The 17,222-nt window shown below is 55.3% G+C and carries 15 protein-coding genes; 1 reads left to right on the top strand and 14 read right to left on the bottom strand.

The features are described 5' to 3' along the window. Positions 1-11: 11 nt before the first annotated feature. The 8 genes from M0D65_RS19410 to M0D65_RS19375 form a co-directional block, all read right to left on the bottom strand. Entirely contained in the window at positions 12-971 is a 960-nt protein-coding gene (locus tag M0D65_RS19410) for a LysR substrate-binding domain-containing protein (protein WP_308076690.1), read from the bottom strand. Positions 972-1,057: 86 nt separating this feature from the next. After that, positions 1,058-1,768, bottom strand: a complete 711-nt coding sequence (locus M0D65_RS19405; RefSeq protein ID WP_266254133.1) for a pirin family protein — start codon at positions 1,766-1,768, stop codon at positions 1,058-1,060. A 118-nt stretch (positions 1,769-1,886) separates the two neighbouring features. Next, on the bottom strand, positions 1,887-3,458 hold the full coding sequence (locus M0D65_RS19400) for an MFS transporter (RefSeq protein WP_266254132.1): 1,572 nt from the start codon (positions 3,456-3,458) through the stop codon (positions 1,887-1,889). Between the two features lie 11 nt (positions 3,459-3,469). Next, positions 3,470-3,685, bottom strand: a complete 216-nt coding sequence (locus M0D65_RS19395; RefSeq protein ID WP_266254131.1) for a hypothetical protein — start codon at positions 3,683-3,685, stop codon at positions 3,470-3,472. A gap of 21 nt (positions 3,686-3,706) precedes the next feature. Next, positions 3,707-4,474 carry an SDR family oxidoreductase gene (locus M0D65_RS19390; protein ID WP_266254130.1) on the bottom strand — a complete coding sequence of 256 codons (768 nt, stop codon included), beginning with the start codon at positions 4,472-4,474 and terminating at the stop codon, positions 3,707-3,709. A 237-nt stretch (positions 4,475-4,711) separates the two neighbouring features. Next, positions 4,712-5,071 (bottom strand): nuclear transport factor 2 family protein, encoded by a 360-nt coding sequence (locus tag M0D65_RS19385; protein WP_266254129.1) that lies wholly within the window; start codon positions 5,069-5,071, stop codon positions 4,712-4,714. A gap of 72 nt (positions 5,072-5,143) precedes the next feature. Beyond that, positions 5,144-5,551 (bottom strand): nuclear transport factor 2 family protein, encoded by a 408-nt coding sequence (locus M0D65_RS19380; protein ID WP_266254128.1) that lies wholly within the window; start codon positions 5,549-5,551, stop codon positions 5,144-5,146. Positions 5,552-5,605: 54 nt separating this feature from the next. Further along, complete coding sequence (locus M0D65_RS19375; RefSeq protein ID WP_266254172.1) at positions 5,606-6,388, bottom strand: SDR family NAD(P)-dependent oxidoreductase; 783 nt, start codon at positions 6,386-6,388, stop codon at positions 5,606-5,608. Between the two features lie 1,052 nt (positions 6,389-7,440). Between M0D65_RS19375 and M0D65_RS19370 the strand changes: the two genes are divergently transcribed. Next, on the top strand, positions 7,441-8,535 hold the full coding sequence (locus tag M0D65_RS19370; protein ID WP_266254127.1) for a porin: 1,095 nt from the start codon (positions 7,441-7,443) through the stop codon (positions 8,533-8,535). Between the two features lie 388 nt (positions 8,536-8,923). Here the strand turns inward: M0D65_RS19370 and M0D65_RS19365 are convergent, their stop codons facing one another. The 6 genes from M0D65_RS19365 to M0D65_RS19340 form a co-directional block, all read right to left on the bottom strand. Continuing rightward, positions 8,924-9,769 (bottom strand): SDR family NAD(P)-dependent oxidoreductase, encoded by an 846-nt coding sequence (locus M0D65_RS19365; RefSeq protein WP_266254126.1) that lies wholly within the window; start codon positions 9,767-9,769, stop codon positions 8,924-8,926. A gap of 407 nt (positions 9,770-10,176) precedes the next feature. Then, positions 10,177-11,700 (bottom strand): sugar ABC transporter ATP-binding protein, encoded by a 1,524-nt coding sequence (locus M0D65_RS19360; RefSeq protein ID WP_266254125.1) that lies wholly within the window; start codon positions 11,698-11,700, stop codon positions 10,177-10,179. 37 nt (positions 11,701-11,737) lie between these two features. Then, positions 11,738-12,844, bottom strand: a complete 1,107-nt coding sequence (locus M0D65_RS19355; RefSeq protein ID WP_266254124.1) for a sugar ABC transporter substrate-binding protein — start codon at positions 12,842-12,844, stop codon at positions 11,738-11,740. Between the two features lie 92 nt (positions 12,845-12,936). Further along, positions 12,937-14,004: an ABC transporter permease gene (locus tag M0D65_RS19350; RefSeq protein WP_266254123.1), complete on the bottom strand. Its 1,068-nt coding sequence runs from the start codon at positions 14,002-14,004 to the stop codon at positions 12,937-12,939. A 1,313-nt stretch (positions 14,005-15,317) separates the two neighbouring features. After that, on the bottom strand, positions 15,318-16,082 hold the full coding sequence (locus M0D65_RS19345; protein ID WP_266254122.1) for a TetR/AcrR family transcriptional regulator: 765 nt from the start codon (positions 16,080-16,082) through the stop codon (positions 15,318-15,320). Positions 16,083-16,658: 576 nt separating this feature from the next. Continuing rightward, on the bottom strand, positions 16,659-17,219 hold the full coding sequence (locus M0D65_RS19340; RefSeq protein WP_266254121.1) for a nuclear transport factor 2 family protein: 561 nt from the start codon (positions 17,217-17,219) through the stop codon (positions 16,659-16,661). Positions 17,220-17,222: the final 3 nt, after the last annotated feature.

Below are 17,222 nucleotides of genomic sequence, written 5' to 3'. Positions count from 1 at the left end.
TAAGGGCCGACTCACATTGACGCAAACAGCATAGTTACCCAGTCAGCGAATACCCTCACCTTGGTGCTGTATCTCCGACTGGGTGGATACACTACGTACACCTCGAGAGGAACAGGCTCCCATTCAGTGAGAATAGGAACCAGTTTTTCCTCCCTGATGAACGAGCGCACCATAAAGTCCAGCGCGTGGACGATCCCCAGACCGGCGAGCGCCGTAGCAAGATGGGCGTTGCTTTCGCTGACCAGCACATCGTGACGGACTCGCTCAAGCGTCAACGCCTCGTCGCCTCGGCGGAATCGAAGCGGCTGGGTCAGACCGGAGCTTGCAGAGAAGTATCCGACCACAGGCATGCTTTTATCGACGATCTCACGAGGATGTTTGGGCGTCCCGTACTTCGCCAGATAGGCTGGACTTGCGCAGGTTGTCCACGCGAGCGTGCCAATCCGACGGGTCACGAGGCCCGGATCGTCTGCCGTGCTTCGAATGGCACAGTCGATATTCTCCGCGATGAGATCGACGGTCCGGTCCGTCACGCTCAATTGCACCTGGATATGTGGATACCGTTCGCGAAACGCCGGTAGTGCAGGAATCAGGATGCCGCTGGCGGTCGACCCACCCATGTCGACTCGCAGCGCGCCGCATGGGTTTGCCTGCGCTCGACCAAGCGTCGCCTCAATATCGTCCAGTTCGCTGAGCAGGTGCCGGGTACGTTCGTAGTAAGCGGCACCGTCGGTCGTCACAGTGACGCTTCTCGTGCTACGCTCCAGCAGTTTCACGCCAAGGTGCATTTCGAGCGATTTGACCCATTTGCTCACCGTCGCGTTGGGCATTTTCAGGGAGAGCGCCGCCCGTCCGAAACCACCTGTTTCGACGACGCGGGTAAAAATCCGGATGGCCTGCAAATGATCCATCAGCTCAGCTCCTGAACTGTTGACCGAAGTGGATAAGATTTCGACGAGATTTGATGCCATCACTGCCCTTGCGTCGGACAATCTGACAATACCTCTCCAACCGTTTGCCGACTTCCGTAGCCGGATCTCGTCTTTTTCTCACGACCTTATTCGGCGGCTGCGGTGATAACAAGCAGCAACTCTGCGTCGGCAACTGCTTTGACCGTAATCGACAGTTCACTCGTGATCGCGAGGCCATCGAGCGCTTCCACCCGCAACCCATTCACAGTGATGGTTCCGGTCGACGGTACGAGATATGCGCTGTGGCCCAGTGGAATATCGTACGTAGTGGAGCTACCGGCCTTTAGCATGGCGCCAAGGATCTCGGCATCGGCGAGAATCGGCAGTGCATCGGATACATTGTGTCCACTAGCCAGCGGGACAGATTTTCCTGAACGATCGGCGCGCGGGAATTGTCGTGTATCCCAGCGTGGCACGCCGCCGCGCATGTCGGTTCGTGGGCGCAGCCAGATCTGGAAAAGACGAGCCGGCACGTCGCCTTCGTTGTATTCGGTGTGACGGATGCCGATGCCGGCGCTCATTACCTGCACATCGCCCGCGCGAGTTTCGCCTTTATTGCCGAGACTATCCTCGTGGGTAACCGTTCCCTCGCGGATATAGGAGATGATCTCAACGTTGGCGTGCGAGTGCATCGGAAAACCAGTGCCCGGCGCGATCTGGTCGTCGTTGAGCACGTATAGATTGTCAAGCGGGGTGTGGACCGGATTACCGTGATTGCCGATTGCAAAATGGTGTTTGGCCCTCAGCCAGCCCAGGTCGCCACCGCCCATCTCGTCACAGCGCTTGAGGGTCAGCATGTCAGTATTCTCGCTGTGATCGATTGTCTCTGTTCGAATCTGCATCCGCGGTCAGCGAAAACGTCTATACGGTTGACGAAGCTGGAGGCGCAGGAACCGAGGGATACGGCAACCAAAGTCACTGCTCACCTCCACAACCTACTAACGCCTCGCACGAACTTTCAAGCACCGGCACCTCTGTCTCTGGGCTGGGATGCCGTACGGTTACGAAAGCGATAAATGCGGCTACGCCCGTAATCACGGCCAGCACGAGGAAGGTCACGTGGAACGCATGGTTATAGCTCGCCTCCAGTTGCTCAATCCTGAGCCCGGGCATTCTCAGCATGGCCTCGTGAAATCGCCCGGCCGCGAGCCGGTTTGCGGCCTCCCCCGCAGCCGCCACGTGTGGCAGATTCATCCTGATCGAGCTGGTGAGCACCGCGATCGTGATGGCGATAGCACTCCCTTCGCTGATGAGACGCATGGTCCCAAAGATGCCGACTGCCATGCCGGCTCGCTCTTTCGGCACCACCGAGACAGCGAGTGCATCCATCAATCCCCAGGGCAACGACACGCCAATACCGATCGCGAGTAGCGGCGCGGTAAAAGCTGACGCCGCGCCTCCGGCAGGAATACCAGCAAGGGAGAACAATCCGTATGCAGACAATGCGAGACCCGCGGCACAGAGCACGCCAGGACCTATCCATCGGGTCAGGTAACCGGAGAGAAGAGGAACGACGGTCATGGGAAGACAGAGTGGAAGCAGGGCCAACCCGGCTTGCGCCTCGCTCATGCCTTCAGCGCCGACGAGGCGGATCGGCAGAATGGCAAGCGGCGCGATGAAACCAAATCCGGCAGCGACGGGCAGCGACTGCACGCCGACAAAGCGGGGATAGGCAAATAGCGAAAGATCGAGCATCGGTCGCCTCTGTCGGCGCTCGATGACAATGAAGACGACGAGCATCGCTGCCGCACTTATCAGAAGGAACACCGGCAACAAGTCAGTCCAACCGAGCGTGGAAGCCTCCATGAGTCCGTCAGTGAAGAGCACGAGCATCAAGCTGAAGGCCAACGTTCCTGCCCAGTCGAATCTTGTCGCGCCCGGGTCGCGGGATTCCGGCATGCTCGACAGGTACATTGCAAGCATGACGAGCACACCGAGCAAGGCGCTCATGGCGAAAACGGCACGCCAGCCGAAGCGGCCAACAGACAGGCCGATCAGGATTGGGCCCAAGGCGAAGCCAATGCCGAAGCATGTTCCCAGCAGCGCGAACGCGCGCACCTGGTCGCGTTCCCGGAACACGTTCGCCACAGCGGCGGCGGCCGCCGCCATGGTGAGCGCCGCGCCGATGCCCTGCGCCGCTCTCATCAGGTCCAGAAACACGATTCCGGGGGCAAGCGCGCCAGCGAACGATGACGCGGTGAAGATGAAGACGCCAAACACCATTACGCGCCGCCGACCATAGCGGTCAGCCAGCGTTCCAGCTGCCATCACGAATGCGCCGAACGCGAGTACGAAGGCGTTGATGATCCAGTTTGCTGTGATGCTGCTCGCGTGGAAGTCGTTTTGAATCGCCGGAACGACGACCCCGATTCCGGTGTAAGTGAGCGTCACAGCAAATCCGGCGAGACAAAGCGCCATCAACACTGACGCACGACGGAAGTCTGTCGGCCGCGCTGATTTCGGTGAGTTCGGAGCAGTGAATGACATCGTCCGGAACCTCAGCGGACAACTGGCAGTGCCAGCGCGGCGTTGGGGATATCAAAGCCGTCTTCGATCATCCGGAAACAGGGGATCTTGCCGCCGGCAATAATCCGGATGATCGCGGAGGTAGTTTCGATCGCCCTGCTATTTGCCGTCAGCTTCGAGGCAAGGTCGCCCAGGATCGGGCTGGCAAAAGAATTCCGGGCAATCACAAGATTCTGTTCTCGACTCATGATGGGTCTCGTTGATGCCTGCTACCAGGGGAGTACGGTGTCAAAATGGAACTCGCCCGTCGGCCCATCGTCGGAAAGCGTGGCAAACCGAACGCTTAACTGCGCGCCATCCTCAACGCTCATATCGGCCGCAGCCCCGCCCATTTCGCTTCGCACCCATCCGGGATGGATGGAATTCACCTTGATCCGGGTGTCACGCAGCTCATGCGCGAGATGCACGGTGAATGCATTCAGTGCGGTCTTCGATGCGTCGTAACCAAAAGCCTTGCTACCCGCAATGACGGACCCATAGTCCGAATGCAAGGCGAGCGAACCAAGTATGCTCGACACGTTAACGATCCGGCCGGCGACGCTTCGACCGAGCAACGGAAGAAGTGTCTGGGTCAGCGCAACCGCCCCGAAAAAGTTGACATCAAAGATTGCACGCAACACGTCTTCGCTGACCGTCGACGTGTTGTTGGCGACATGATGCGACGCGTCCTCGCTTTCTAACCAGGTGCCTGCGTTGTTGATCAGGATGTCGAGCTTGCCGTGACGCGCCTCGATCATCGCCGCGGCTGCGTTCCGGCTGTCTTTAGCAGACACATCCAGCGCGACTCCCTCGGCCGAGCCTCCCAGGCTCTGGAGGCTGGTTGCAACCGACGTGGCCTTTGCCAGGTCTCGTGCACCAATGATCACATGCACGCCAAGTTGTGCCAGCTGCAAAGCCGTTTCCCGTCCGATACCACGATTGCCGCCAGTCACGAGAGCTACCTTGTGCCCGGGCGGTAGGGTGTTCAGTTTTGCCATTTCAGCCTCCTGTGGCACCTTGTACGATTACATGGACATCGTTCGCTGTGTCTAGCCAAAGCGCTTCGTGTTGCGTCTCACCAAAGCCGGATCAACGTCGATGCATAGAAGCGAGATCGAGTCACCAGGCCGAAAGCAGCGCCGCAACCACCGGTGCAACGAAGGCAGAACACTTCGTGACGACTCGTTGTATTCGCTGATCTCGGCAATAGCCTGACGGTACCTCCCGCCGACTTATCACAGGCCGTCAATAAACGCGTACAACTCGAGAATTTTGCCGTCGCGTGTAACAGCGATGTCGACACCGGTCACAGCGGTCCGGTTGGCTGCGGGCCCATATCCCCACGCAAGACGCCCAATTCCATGCATGGTCTGAATGGGACCACGCTCGATAAAATCGAAACCGGGGAATTTGTCCTGTAACCCGGCAATCCTGCGGTCGATGGCATCGAAACCAACATAGCGGCCGTCCGGGTCAACGAAGAGCCCTTCCGGCAGCCAGATGGCTTTCAGTTCCGCCATGCGCGCTGCAGGATCTCGCTCGCTAAAGATAGCGAGGAGGTTTCGTTTGAGAAGCTCATTCACTGGAAAAGACATCGGAGATTCCGTCGAGTAGTTGAAGATCGGGGCAAACCATGGACTGCTGGCATCACGACCAGGTGTTACCTGTCACTGTCGCGCGGCCACCGATACAGCGAAGCTGTCTTCCAGCATCAGGAAACTTGCAATCTTCCCGTCGGAGAACGTCAGGACGAACGCAAATGCAAGTTCGATCAGTTTTCCAGTAGCGTTGACTCGCGATTGCAGGTGACCGAGAACGACAGCGTGCTCGTCGCTTGCGAGCACATCATTAATTTCATAGCTGACGCGCTCGATCATGGTTCGCGAGTTGCGAACGAGATCCGACATTGCCTCACGCCCCCTCTTGTGGCCGATCCAGGGCAGCACGCCTGTGTCGCCCGGAATATTGAAGTCGAGATCGGATATGCACAACGCGGCGATCTCATCGGGGCTCGCGCCCGAGCCCATTTTTTCAAGAAACTGCTGGGTGAGGCGAAGGTTCTCTGCCGAGCTCATGATGTTTTTCCGTTCATGTTTTACCCACGCTCGGATGAGCGCGGGGATGAAAAGTCAGACCTGTACGCGGCCACCGTCGACGAACAACTCAATGCCGGTGATATAGCTGGCATCGTCGGAGGCGAGAAAGGACACCGCCTTTGCGATCTCGTCAGGGGTGCCGACCCGGCCAAGCGGCGTTGTTTCGGCAACCTCCTTGCTGTAGGCCTCGATCTGCTCGTCGGTCATCTTGAGTTCGGTCTTATAGCCCGGCGTGACGATGACACCCGGCGCGACCACGTTCACACGGATGTCCCGCCCCTTCAGATCCGAGGCCCAGGTGCGCGCGAACGATCGCAAGGCCGCTTTCGTGGCCGCATAGACACCGAATGCCGGCGCACCTTTTACCGATGTGATAGATCCGGTAATCACGATTACACTGCCCGCGGGCATCAACGGCAATGCGCTCTGCACGGTGAACAACGTGCCTTTCATGTTGATGCCGACGTACTTGTCGAACTGTGCTTCAGTGATCTCGCCCAGGCGCGAGAATTCACCGCCGCCGGCGTTGGCGAAGAGAATGTCGATTCTCTCGCGAGCCGCCGACACGGTCTTCACAATGCGCTCCAGGTCAGCCGCCACCGAGATGTCGCCCCGGATCGCCGTTGCGCCGTGGCCAATTTCCGATACCGCAGTGTCCAGTTCGGCCTGCCGCCGCCCGGTAATGAACACCGTCGCACCCTCGCGAGCGAGGCGCTTGGCGGTGGCAAGACCGATACCGGTGCTGCCGCCGGTCACGAGTGCGACCTTGCCAGCATGTTTAGTCGAATGAATGTTGACGTAGGGAGAAACGGTCATCTTTGGCCTCCTTGCGGCCTTGATCAATGACCGTAGCTTAGTGAAGGCACATGAGGAGATAAAGATGAGGATAGTGTTTTCTTTATTCACCTATGTGAATAATGGCCACACCCTGTTGATCATGTCAGACTGTTCCGGCACACGATCAGATTGCGAGCAATCCAGATGTAAATAGTAAGCGCACTGGAATTTATCCTACTATCAGGATACCTCAGCGAATGACGGGTGCCATCAATCGTCGCGCACAGCTTTTTATATGCTGAAGTCTGACAGTCCACGCGCGCCGGGCTGGCACACCTCGGGGAAGAAGATCCTCTCGCTGCAGCTCTGGACTGTACTCCACTAGCGAATTCACCGCTCCAGCACGCACCGCATGCCATCGGGATAACGATCCGGGTCATCATACTGCGCGTGCGCAGGGCCGTGACGTCCACCATATGTGGCCTGTTGCAAAGTAGCGGCAACACTTCGCTATGTCAGACATCGACGATGTGTACCAGGGCGAATTTACCAGTGGTGTCGCAGCTTCTAGGATGGCCCGGGAGCATCGGATTCGATACGGCATGCCGTACGCACGCTGACGCCGGCCTTGGCGGTTGCGACTTCCTGGGGATGGTGTTTGCGCTTGTTCCTGCAGAAACGAACCTGTTGACCGGCAATGTGGGTTCAGATACGAGCTGAAGCTTCGCTCAACCGATCCGAGAACCCTGTCGACCCGGTACCTTCGAGTCTCCGCGCTACATGATGTCGCTCCACGACACTATGCTGTACATATGGTAAGTATAAACACCGGCTAGTAAATAGGCATCGATTGCGCGAGAGTGGTTATCTGGAAAGTTGACGCGTGCGAGGGACCTCATGTTGACCACTGCAATGACGTAACGTTGGTGGCGCAATCGCTAACACCATTCCTGCTGGCTGGCCGTGCTGAGCTGTCCAATGCGGTCGATCAGAGGTCCTCGCGATGACAGCGGTGCATAGCAGTTTACATAATTTACATCAGAATTTTTGAACTTTTCATTAGGATATCTATGTAATTATTAAGGATTGATATGAGAGGAGAAATGAGTCGCAGGAGGGTTGCTCTGCATGCTGTGATCGCCGCGACATTGTTCGTGAAATTGACCGGCTCCGTTTTTGCTCAGAGTAACGTAACACTGTATGGGATACTCGATAATTCAGTAACCTACGTAAATAGAACGTTGAATCCTTTGACAAATCAGGGAGCCGGCCATCAAATCGCCATGGTTGATGGGCAGATTCTAGGATCACGATTTGGTATGACGGGTGCTGAGGATCTGGGAGGAGGAGTAAATGTGTCATTCAAACTCGAGAGCGGTATCAGCCTCGCAGATGGTGGTCTTGGAAACTCGAACGGAAATCTATTTGGCCGAGAGGCATGGCTTCGACTAGCGAGCAATCTCGGCACTATCACTGCAGGTGTGCAGCTCTCCCCGTTTATATTAGCGCTCATCCATTCGGACCCGCGTTATGCGTCAAATTTCGGATCGATCGCACCGATCGACGTTGGTGCTGTTCTCGCGACGTCGTTGTTTAACTCCAATGCGATCACTTACACGAGCCCGACGTTCGCAGGACTGCAAGGAAGCGTCCTGATTGCGCTAGGTGGCGAGTCCGGCAATTTTCAGGCCGCGAGGCAGTACTCAGGAAGCCTGACCTATGACCGGAACGGCGTCTTCGCTAACGCTGCGTTCTATAGTGGAAACGCGGGAGATGCAACCACCTCTGCTCCAGCGTCTTCGACGGTTGCGTTCGCCGGCCGCACAATTGCGGCAGGGTATACGTTCGGGAAATTGAGATTCAGGGGAGTGTTCGCCGAGTTCAAGGTCGCGGGATCTTTTGACAATCACGTATACGGAGGCGGTGTGAGTTACGGTGCAACCCCTGCACTATCTATCGACTCCGGCGTGTGGTTTATTCGGGACGCGAACGACTCGAATAATCATTCGATAATGGTGGCTACTGGTGTTCGATATTCGCTGATGGTACGAACATCGATCTACGCGCAGATTGGCTTCGTCAACAATAGTGGAAAGATGAACACCGGGCTTTCGAATGATGGCCCATTGTATGGGCCACCCGGGAGGACCATCGGAGGGAGTATCGGGATAACTCACTCGTTCTAACAACTAAGTACAGAGGGAGACAACTCGTTAATGACGTGTGAAGTTGGTTGATATTTGTAAAGATGCGAAGACAATTTGTCCGGCCTGACCGGATGTTGTACCCCTATTTTTAAGTGGATACGATTCTCCCAAGATCCTCAGTATAACTGAAGATGAGATGACCACGCGCTTACACTTAAGCACAACATAGAGACGTGAAACTTTCAATGGAGCGATGATGTCTCGCTGTCTCAGCGTGCTCCGTGGGCAAGCGTCGAGTAAATGCACGGTTGCCGCCAACCCCAATCGTCAAAATATTCGCGCTAGTCGGAACGTGCCTATTTCATAACGAAATCGATCGATCTCCATGACTCAGCCCCAAACAAGCCGAGCTTGCCTATCCGCCTCTCTAGCAGGCCAGCCAACCGCCATCCACGACGATCTCAGACCCAGTCATATAGGACGATTCGTCAGAGGCAAGAAAACCGACGGCCGCCGCGACTTCTTCAGGCCGCCCCGCTCGACCCATCGGTGTCCGCCCAACTATCATCCATCGAGTGTCCGGATCGTCCAAATAGGACTGCGTCAGAGGCGTTGCGATGCCTCCAGGATGAACGGAATTTGCCCGAATGTTATAGTGAACGTACTCGCCTGCGACCGCCTTTGTCAGCAATCGGACAGCTCCCTTCGACGCAGAATAGCTGCCGAATCCTGGAACACTGGTGATCATTCCCTGTACCGACGAAATATTCACGATCGAGCCACCACCGGCAATGCGCATCGCCGGCAGAACGATTTTACACCCGAGAAATACACTCGTGACGTTAACATCAAGAACATGGCTGAAACGATCAAGTGACATTTCGCTGATCAGGGCAATGTCTACAATTCCTGCGTTGTTAACGAGCACGTCCACCTTCCCAAATCGCTGTACAGCAGAATCGACGACGTTTCGCCAATCATCTTCGCTCGTTACATCATGGTGAACGAATATAGCGTCACCAAACGTACTCTCCAATGATTTCGCTACAGCCTGACCGGCCGACTCGTTCACGTCCGTTACGACGATACGCGCGCCATGCTCCGCAAGCCAACGGGCCTGTGCTTCGCCCAGGCCTTGGGCCGCGCCAGTTACGATCGCAATCTTTCCGGCCAGAGTTTGCATTTGTGCCATATTTTTCCCCACCATGTGTAAGTGCGGCAGACGATAAACCGATGTCGTCGCCTGAAAGTTGCCAAAATATTTCGAATCCAATCAACGGCGGTGACGATGCTTCGCGCAGGAAATTAAAATCTCTCCACCTATTTCGAATAGAGTTACCCGCACACCAACGGAACTGGGTTATCTGATCAATTATCCTAAGTTTCTTTCCATCATATTTACGGCGAAGAAAGAGAAAATAATATCTATCTTTATGCTTTAACATGCCGATGGAATGCTCGATCCGAGCAATGATTCTATAAACATCGCATGTCTGACAGGTTTGCCAAATTCACGCTTGCTCGCTATTTAACAACATCTCCTACGGTAATCTAGTTGAGAAACTTTATCCGTTGCGATAGATCGTCGCCCGCCCCGGAAAGCTGACCAATGGAAGTCAACAAAAAACGACGACACTCTGGTCGCGACACCTTGCAGTTTCGTCTTCGTCACACTTAAAGTTAGCTCTGGTTCATCGCCTCTACAAGACGATGCTCAGTCAGACCCGCTGCTGGAAGCGTCGTCACCACTCGTCCGCGAGCGAACACCACTATCCTGTCGGCCAGTTCCAATACCTCCACCGGATCACTGGAATACAGCAGTACCACGCGTCCTTCGTCGGCCAGCGAGCGAACGATCCGATACATCTCCGCTCTAGCGCCAATGTCAACACCGCGCGTGGGATCATCCAGGATTACCAGAGAGGGATCCGTCTCTATCCACTTTGCAAAAACCACCTTCTGCTGATTGCCACCTGAGAGTTCATCCACTCGCTGCAAGACGGAATCTGCCTTAACACCAATTGACCGGCAGCGCCGCTCGGCGGCGGCACGCAGTCGACGCGCGGACAGGAGCAAACCATCGCGTCGTTGCACGAGTGATCGAACACTGACTGTATTGTCCGCAATGCTGCGGCCACTCATCAGCCCCAGGCGCTTCCGATCCGACGGAATAAACGCCACGCCGGCGTGCACGGCATTCGACGGTGACGTGATGTTGGTTCGACCAGACGGATAGGCAATGTGCCCGGACACAGGTTTGACGAGTCCGAACAGGATCGCGAACAACTCCTCCACCCCCGCACCGGCCAGACCTGTCACCCCCACAATCTCGCCCGGATCTACTCGCAGAAAGTCGATCGTCAGATTACCTCCTCCGCGTACCTTGCTTATCTCGAGTGGAAGATAACGAATTGCCCGGCTTTCCTTCCCAACTTCGTACCCCCGAGGCGCGCCGACAGGATTCAGTCCTACGTTTGCCCTGCAGGCGGTATCTTTCGCAGATCCGAGCATTGCCTCGACGACATCTGGCAAGCGTGCGAGGCCGGGGCCGAAGGTTGCTGGTACGCGCTTACCATCGCGCAACACTACCAAGCTATCAGCGATATCCAGTAGCTCTTCAAGAAAGTGAGACACATAGACAATTCCCACACCTTCGTCCCTCAGTTTGCGAATTACACCATGCAACCTGTCTACTTCGTCTTTGCCAAGAGCCGATGTGGGTTCATCGAGAATCAGCACACGCGGTCTCTGCAGCAATGCCCTCGCAATCTCGACCAACTGCCTGTCGGCGAGCGAAAGGCTTTCAATCTTTTTAGTCAATGGAGTCGCCAATCCGAGTGACTTCATCATCTGTGTGCTTCGGGAAATTTTTTCTATACGCCTCTCGCGACTACCTGTCATCCACAAGTTTTCCATCACCGACAACGCAGGAAAAAGAGACAACTCTTGAGACACGATGGCGACTCCCTGCCTACCCGCGTCAGCCACAGAAGAAAGTGAAATCTCGGTACCATCCAGACGCAAAACCCCTTCGTCTGCTCGCATGGCGCCCGCGAGAATTTTGAGAAGAGTCGACTTGCCGGCTCCGTTCGCTCCAACTAGACCCGTCACCTCCCCTCGAACCACGTCAAAATCTACTCTGTTGAGCGCATAATTCGCGCCAAACCGCTTGCTGATTCCCTGCAGGGACATGATGGCAGTCATCCATTCCTCCGGCTGCAACTAGATGATCGAATATGGCCTATTGATACCATTTTTCGAGCGACTGAAGGGCAGGAGGATTCTTGATCAACTGATCGAGCGTTGGCTTGTAGTAACGATATAGGCCGTCTTTGCTCTTGCTAGCCGCGATCAAGGCGTCAACGTTAGACACGTCGATCTGCGTAGTCGGTGTCTCGAACCAGCCGGACGGTAAGGATTGACCGGCTAACAGGTGTGAAGCCAACAGATAGACACTCATGAACCCAGCATTGAAATAATTCCCGGGAAGTGCCGCCAGAATCCTGCGGCCCTTTATGTCCTCGCGAATCTCTGCTGCGTCGTTTAGCGCCACAATAGAAGCACTGCGCTTCTGGTCGCTCAGGATCTTTGCTATGTTTTCGTCACCATACTCGCACGGATCCATATAGGCCACCGCATCGGGATGTGCCTGGATTGCCTGTGACCATGCTGCGTAGTTTTGCGAACGATCCACCTTACTGTCGAAAGTACTTGGGAGCGCCACGTTGGGCAATTCAGCATGGATGGCTTGCTTGAATCCATTCAAGCGAGCATCTAATGTCTCGACGCCGCGCGCACATGCGCCCGTTACAACCGCCCCCGAGATTTGCGACGCTGGTTTCCCCGATCGCGCAAGAATGTTCCTCGCAACGAGTTCGCCAGCATGTTTGGCCATAGCGTGCTCATCCTGCCCGACGAATAATGCCGTTTTCACGCTTGCAGCCGGCGGACTATCCACCCAGACAATCCCGATGCCTTGTCTCTGCGCCTGTCTGGCCGGTTCAACAAAGAAAGCCTGCGCCACATTAACGATCACGATGCCGTCGCTACCAGCCTGAATTTCGCTTTGGAACATCTGCACCTGTTTGGCCGTGTCATACGTAGCAGGTCCAACCACCTTCAGATGCACTTTTTCTCCAAACTGGGCGACAGCCGCTTCCGCTCCTTCACGCATCTGCGTAGACCACTCCATTGAATTGAATGGAAGCACCACCGATATGGTGACAGACTTCTTGGCTTCGGCTGCATGCGTCAGACTCACGGCCGCGAGAAACGCAGTCGCGCAGGCTACGTTCGCTAGCGATCGAACAATAGATGAAGTCGAACGGCACTGTATTCTGATTCTCATAATCTCGTCTCCTGGCATTTGTTTTATGAGGCAGCACAGATCCACCAAAAGTCACGAATCTGAATCTGTACGTCCATTCCAATTCTGAGAATCTACGCGCCGCGTTTCCGCTTGAGAATCCGATCCAGCGAAATGGCTATCAGAATCACGATCCCTGTAATGAGTTCAGCATAGTTCGAGTCGACTCCGAAGAAGACGATACCGCTGTTAATAGTCGAAATTATCAACACACCAAGAACTGCACCAAGTATCGTTCCGGATCCACCCGTCAAGGATGTACCCCCTATGACGGCCGCAGCGATGACCTGAAGTTCTAGGCCACGTCCAACGGTCGGGTCAGTTGACTTAAAGAATGCCAAAGTCAGTACGCCGGAAAGGCCAGAAAGCAGACCAACCAGTGCAGTGACACTTACGCGGACCCGCGAGACCCGAATCCCAGTAAAGAACGCGGCCTGTGCGTTGGAGCCGACGGCGCGTACTGCTGTTCCGAATCGCGAATGGAAAAACACGACGTGGAGGCCAATTCCCACAACGACCATCGTCCAGAATGCAGCCGGAAGTCCGAACCAATCGCTGCCGAACAATTGGAAAAAGGTGTGATCTTCCGGCATTCCGATGATAGGTTGCGCGTTCGAGATAGTCAGCGTGATCCCGACAAACAGGGGCAGGGAGCCAAGGGAAACAATAATCACTGGGACCTGAATCAGGTTGGCTATAATTCCATTTGCTGCTCCGAGTAGTGTTGATACACCAAGAGCGATTAGTACCGCCGTCCATGGGTCAAGTCCGGACGACTTTATCAGTAGCGCGGTGATCGTCGTCGCCATCGCGTAAATTCCACCGACCGACAGATCCAGCTCGATCATGGAGATCAGGAAGACCATACCGAACGAAATGATCGCTACAAGAGAGGCCTGGCGTAAGATGCTAACGATTGACGCCAGGTTAAAGAAAGCATGATTTGGAATCCCGATGCACAGCATCATGACAATCAACGTGATGACCAGTCCTTTCTCTTCAAATCTCTGCCAGAGCGCACGTAGTGTAGTGCTACCGGTTCCAGGTTGATAATCATCTTGTACTGGGTTTGAGCCTTCCGATGCGTTGGCCATTACGCTCGCGACTGCTCCCGAGCGTTCGGCAGGCAAATGTCCGCTCATGCTTGTCTCCTGGTATTGTTCAATCCGCACATCAACACTTGATCTGTTAAACGCTCCGCACACAGGCAATCAGTCTGATCCACATCCGCATCGTCCCAAAGAATGACATCACCGTTTACATGGGCGATCGCCATAGTCAAGAATTTACATTCTCATATAATAAGTATTTCTAATTTTATTACATGAAATCTTGGCAGCCCAAAACCGTCTCTCTTGTACGCGGATCGGTTTCCCCAAGATCTGCGGTGCGCGCTTCGTCATGGACCTTCCACTCAGGCACATAAGAATTTAGGCAATTCCAGTCGATGCCCACGTCACCTTCACTTCCCTGATTTTCAATACTATACTATCGTAAAGTATATAATTTCAAGAAAACACTCGAATACCCATCTCGCTTACCCTGGTGTCGATCGCATCCAGGAGTTGCGAGACGTCACGCAGTCTTTCGCCTGCTGACAACAAACAGGTCGAGCATTCTTTCGCGCGCGACGAACCGTTGCAGACTCTTCGTCTCCGCTATCGACGTATCGTTAGCAAAACGTAGCTTTGGGGGGACAAGGAAGTGGACTATGAAGCCACGACATAGGTCCTCGAACTTCTTGTCCAATGGCAGCCTCACCATGGCGAAGCACGAATGATCTTCAATCGACACAATCTCCAGTGTGCATCAACCCATCACCTATCCCACGCGTTGGCACCAAGCCGGTGCCCTCAGTTGCTCTCTAATGTCCCCCATCGACCCTGTGAGCGCCAGTTGGTACTTATACTTACCGAGAGTAAAATATAAAGAGACAGCACCTTACGCATAGAAGAATGGTCCAGTGTGTCGACTGCTCGTTCACCCAAATTCGCTACGCAAGGCTTCCATCGATGAAACAGCGGTTGACATTCAGCATGGCAAACGCTGCGCCCCCATATGAAGCTCCAGGTGGCGTAGCGCCCCCTGTTCGGCAGCAAGGTGATCGACTCGCTGGAGCGGGAGTCGGTGGAGAGCGAAATTGCCCATGCGAAACGGCTCGCATGGCATGCCATGGCAAAGGCTACCAGGCGGCAGCCCGAATCGAGGCGCTGGACGCCCGGTTGCTGATGAGGGAAGGCTATGAATGCAGCACGTTATGGTGACTATGTTACGCACCATGTACGCCGACTCGGGCTGTTCCCATGGTCGTCCCCACTCGGGCCCGTTTGCGGGAGTCGATGCCTCACCATCGCAGTTGCCCGCAGGGGCACCACGGCGGCATCGCTTCTGGCAGGATTCTCTCAACGTCGCGCCAGGTTGCCGCTGCCGCACAGGCTCAACTCTTAGACCGGCCTCATTTTCGGGCTTTCGAACGGGCCGCAACGCGTGGCCGATCGATAGCGTCACCGCTCGGCACCGCAGTCTTCAGTTTGCCGCGGGATGCCTGCGGTTCACCAAACACCAGGTTCTCAACCGTGCGCCAATGAGCGTCAATCACCGCAGGGTCCGAGGGAGAGAGCTTGCTAGTTACCGACATCTCCGGGCCAAAGTCAGAAAGTGTCGTGGTCAGACTAATCAACAGGTAGTGGATGAGAATTGGCTCCACTTTCGGCAAAGTGCCGTCATCCTGTGCCGCGCGAATCTGGGGTAGCAACCACTCAATCAACGGACTGAGTATCGTATCGGCGACCCATTGTAGTCGTGGGCTGTGCCCTTGCGTCTCTTGCCTCATAAAGCGGTGAAACTCAGGAAACTCGACCGTGAACCGAAAAAGGATCCGGTAGACCAGCCGTAGCCGATCCACTGCGTTCATGGATTCCGTACCCGATAAACTCTTATCCCATTCTTTCCGAATGCGACTGAATGCATACTCTGCCACCGCCTGCCAAAGGATATCCTTGGAGCGATAATGGTAGGTAATAAGCGGATGTTGCAAGCCGATGCGCTCTGCGATGCTGCGGATACTTGCTGCCGTGAAGCCTTTCGCCGCGAACTCCGCAAGCGCGGCGTCCAGGATCGCAGATCGGGTATCCTGCGCGCGCTGCTGTTCTGCACGCTTTAGCTCCGCTGGTCGGCCCGAGCTGACGACTTTTTTCTTGGAAAGATTGCGTTGCGCCATCTAATGTTTCGAGTTGAGATTGCCTTCACCCAAGCGTCAGTCACCTCGCCGCTCTGTTCCGCCGATTGAATGTGCCACGACCAATGCGAATTTGGTCTGCGCCGGGCTACAGCAAGCGGCTACCCAGATTCGCTGTATCTGCACGTCGCCGGCTGCCTCCGAAGTCGCTTCGGCGGGAATAGGGGCACCTAGAACTGCTGCTGAAGAGTAGCACAAGATCGTCCCCTCATTGAAATTCGGATGCATGTGCATCGACACAGCAGGGCGTAAGGCAACTTTGCTCTGGCGCAGATATGAAGGCTGATGGGGTAGTTTCAGGAAGTTGACAGGCGCAGGGCAACCCGATGTGTAAGCTGGGGAACATTGGCAAGCCGAACGAAGGTAGCTGACGTCGCGTTCGCCACTCTCTTGACGAAGTCGAAACCTCAACGCCACCGCAGCTGCAGCTGCAAACACTCCGGCGATCAAATTACGGTGCCTGAAACCGCACGCGGATTCCCCTCAATAGTCGGGAACCGACTCAGACGTGAGTCGGCAGCATCCGGGACCACGCTCGTGCGAAGCAAGTGCTATCTGTCAACGTCGGGCGGCCATCGAGACGGCGAAGCTGTTTTCTAACATCAGAAAGCTTGCGATCTTCGCATCGGAAAACGTCAGGAATATCGCGAATGCGCCATCGATAAGTCTTCCAGTGGCGTTGATCCGCGATTGCAGGTGGCCTAGGATGACGGCTCGTTCCTCGTTTGCGAAAACACCCTGGATATCGAGGCTAACGCGTTCCATCATGGTTTTTGAGTCGCGAACGAAACCCGACATTGCTGTACGTCCCTTCTTGTGCCCGATCCAAGGCAATGCGCCTGGGTCACCCGGTACGTTCCAGTCGAGATCGAGTGTGCACAACGAAGCAATCTCATCAGCGCTGGCACCGGAACCCAGCTTCTCGAGAAACTGTTTGGCTAGTCGGAGGTTCTCTGTCGAATTCAAGACTTTCTCTCGGTTGCCTGTTTCTACGTCTGGATTAGTCATGGTCGCACCCACTGCCTTCTCGACAAGACCAAATCCTAACGCCGCCGTGGCTACGAACCAACTGACTATTATCTGTCGACGACTCGGACTTTCGATACGAGATTTGCCCATTAA

This window comes from Paraburkholderia sp. CHISQ3, assembly GCF_030464945.1.
GTDB classification, from domain to species: Bacteria; Pseudomonadota; Gammaproteobacteria; order Burkholderiales; family Burkholderiaceae; genus Paraburkholderia; species Paraburkholderia megapolitana.
This window is presented reverse-complemented; position numbering and strand designations above follow the sequence as displayed.

Excerpts from the sequence above, each read along its gene's own strand:
- M0D65_RS19410 (WP_308076690.1), bottom strand. The coding sequence starts at position 971 with ATGGCATCAAATCTCGTCGAAATCTTATCCACTTCGGTCAACAGTTCA.
- M0D65_RS19405 (WP_266254133.1), bottom strand. The coding sequence starts at position 1,768 with ATGCTGACCCTCAAGCGCTGTGACGAGATGGGCGGTGGCGACCTGGGC.
- M0D65_RS19400 (WP_266254132.1), bottom strand. The coding sequence starts at position 3,458 with ATGTCATTCACTGCTCCGAACTCACCGAAATCAGCGCGGCCGACAGAC.
- M0D65_RS19395 (WP_266254131.1), bottom strand. The coding sequence starts at position 3,685 with ATGAGTCGAGAACAGAATCTTGTGATTGCCCGGAATTCTTTTGCCAGC.
- M0D65_RS19390 (WP_266254130.1), bottom strand. The coding sequence starts at position 4,474 with ATGGCAAAACTGAACACCCTACCGCCCGGGCACAAGGTAGCTCTCGTG.
- M0D65_RS19385 (WP_266254129.1), bottom strand. The coding sequence starts at position 5,071 with ATGTCTTTTCCAGTGAATGAGCTTCTCAAACGAAACCTCCTCGCTATC.
- M0D65_RS19380 (WP_266254128.1), bottom strand. The coding sequence starts at position 5,551 with ATGAGCTCGGCAGAGAACCTTCGCCTCACCCAGCAGTTTCTTGAAAAA.
- M0D65_RS19375 (WP_266254172.1), bottom strand. The coding sequence starts at position 6,388 with ATGACCGTTTCTCCCTACGTCAACATTCATTCGACTAAACATGCTGGC.
- M0D65_RS19370 (WP_266254127.1), top strand. The coding sequence starts at position 7,441 with ATGAGAGGAGAAATGAGTCGCAGGAGGGTTGCTCTGCATGCTGTGATC.
- M0D65_RS19360 (WP_266254125.1), bottom strand. The coding sequence starts at position 11,700 with ATGACTGCCATCATGTCCCTGCAGGGAATCAGCAAGCGGTTTGGCGCG.
- M0D65_RS19355 (WP_266254124.1), bottom strand. The coding sequence starts at position 12,844 with ATGAGAATCAGAATACAGTGCCGTTCGACTTCATCTATTGTTCGATCG.
- M0D65_RS19350 (WP_266254123.1), bottom strand. The coding sequence starts at position 14,004 with ATGAGCGGACATTTGCCTGCCGAACGCTCGGGAGCAGTCGCGAGCGTA.
- M0D65_RS19345 (WP_266254122.1), bottom strand. The coding sequence starts at position 16,082 with ATGGCGCAACGCAATCTTTCCAAGAAAAAAGTCGTCAGCTCGGGCCGA.
- M0D65_RS19340 (WP_266254121.1), bottom strand. The coding sequence starts at position 17,219 with ATGGGCAAATCTCGTATCGAAAGTCCGAGTCGTCGACAGATAATAGTC.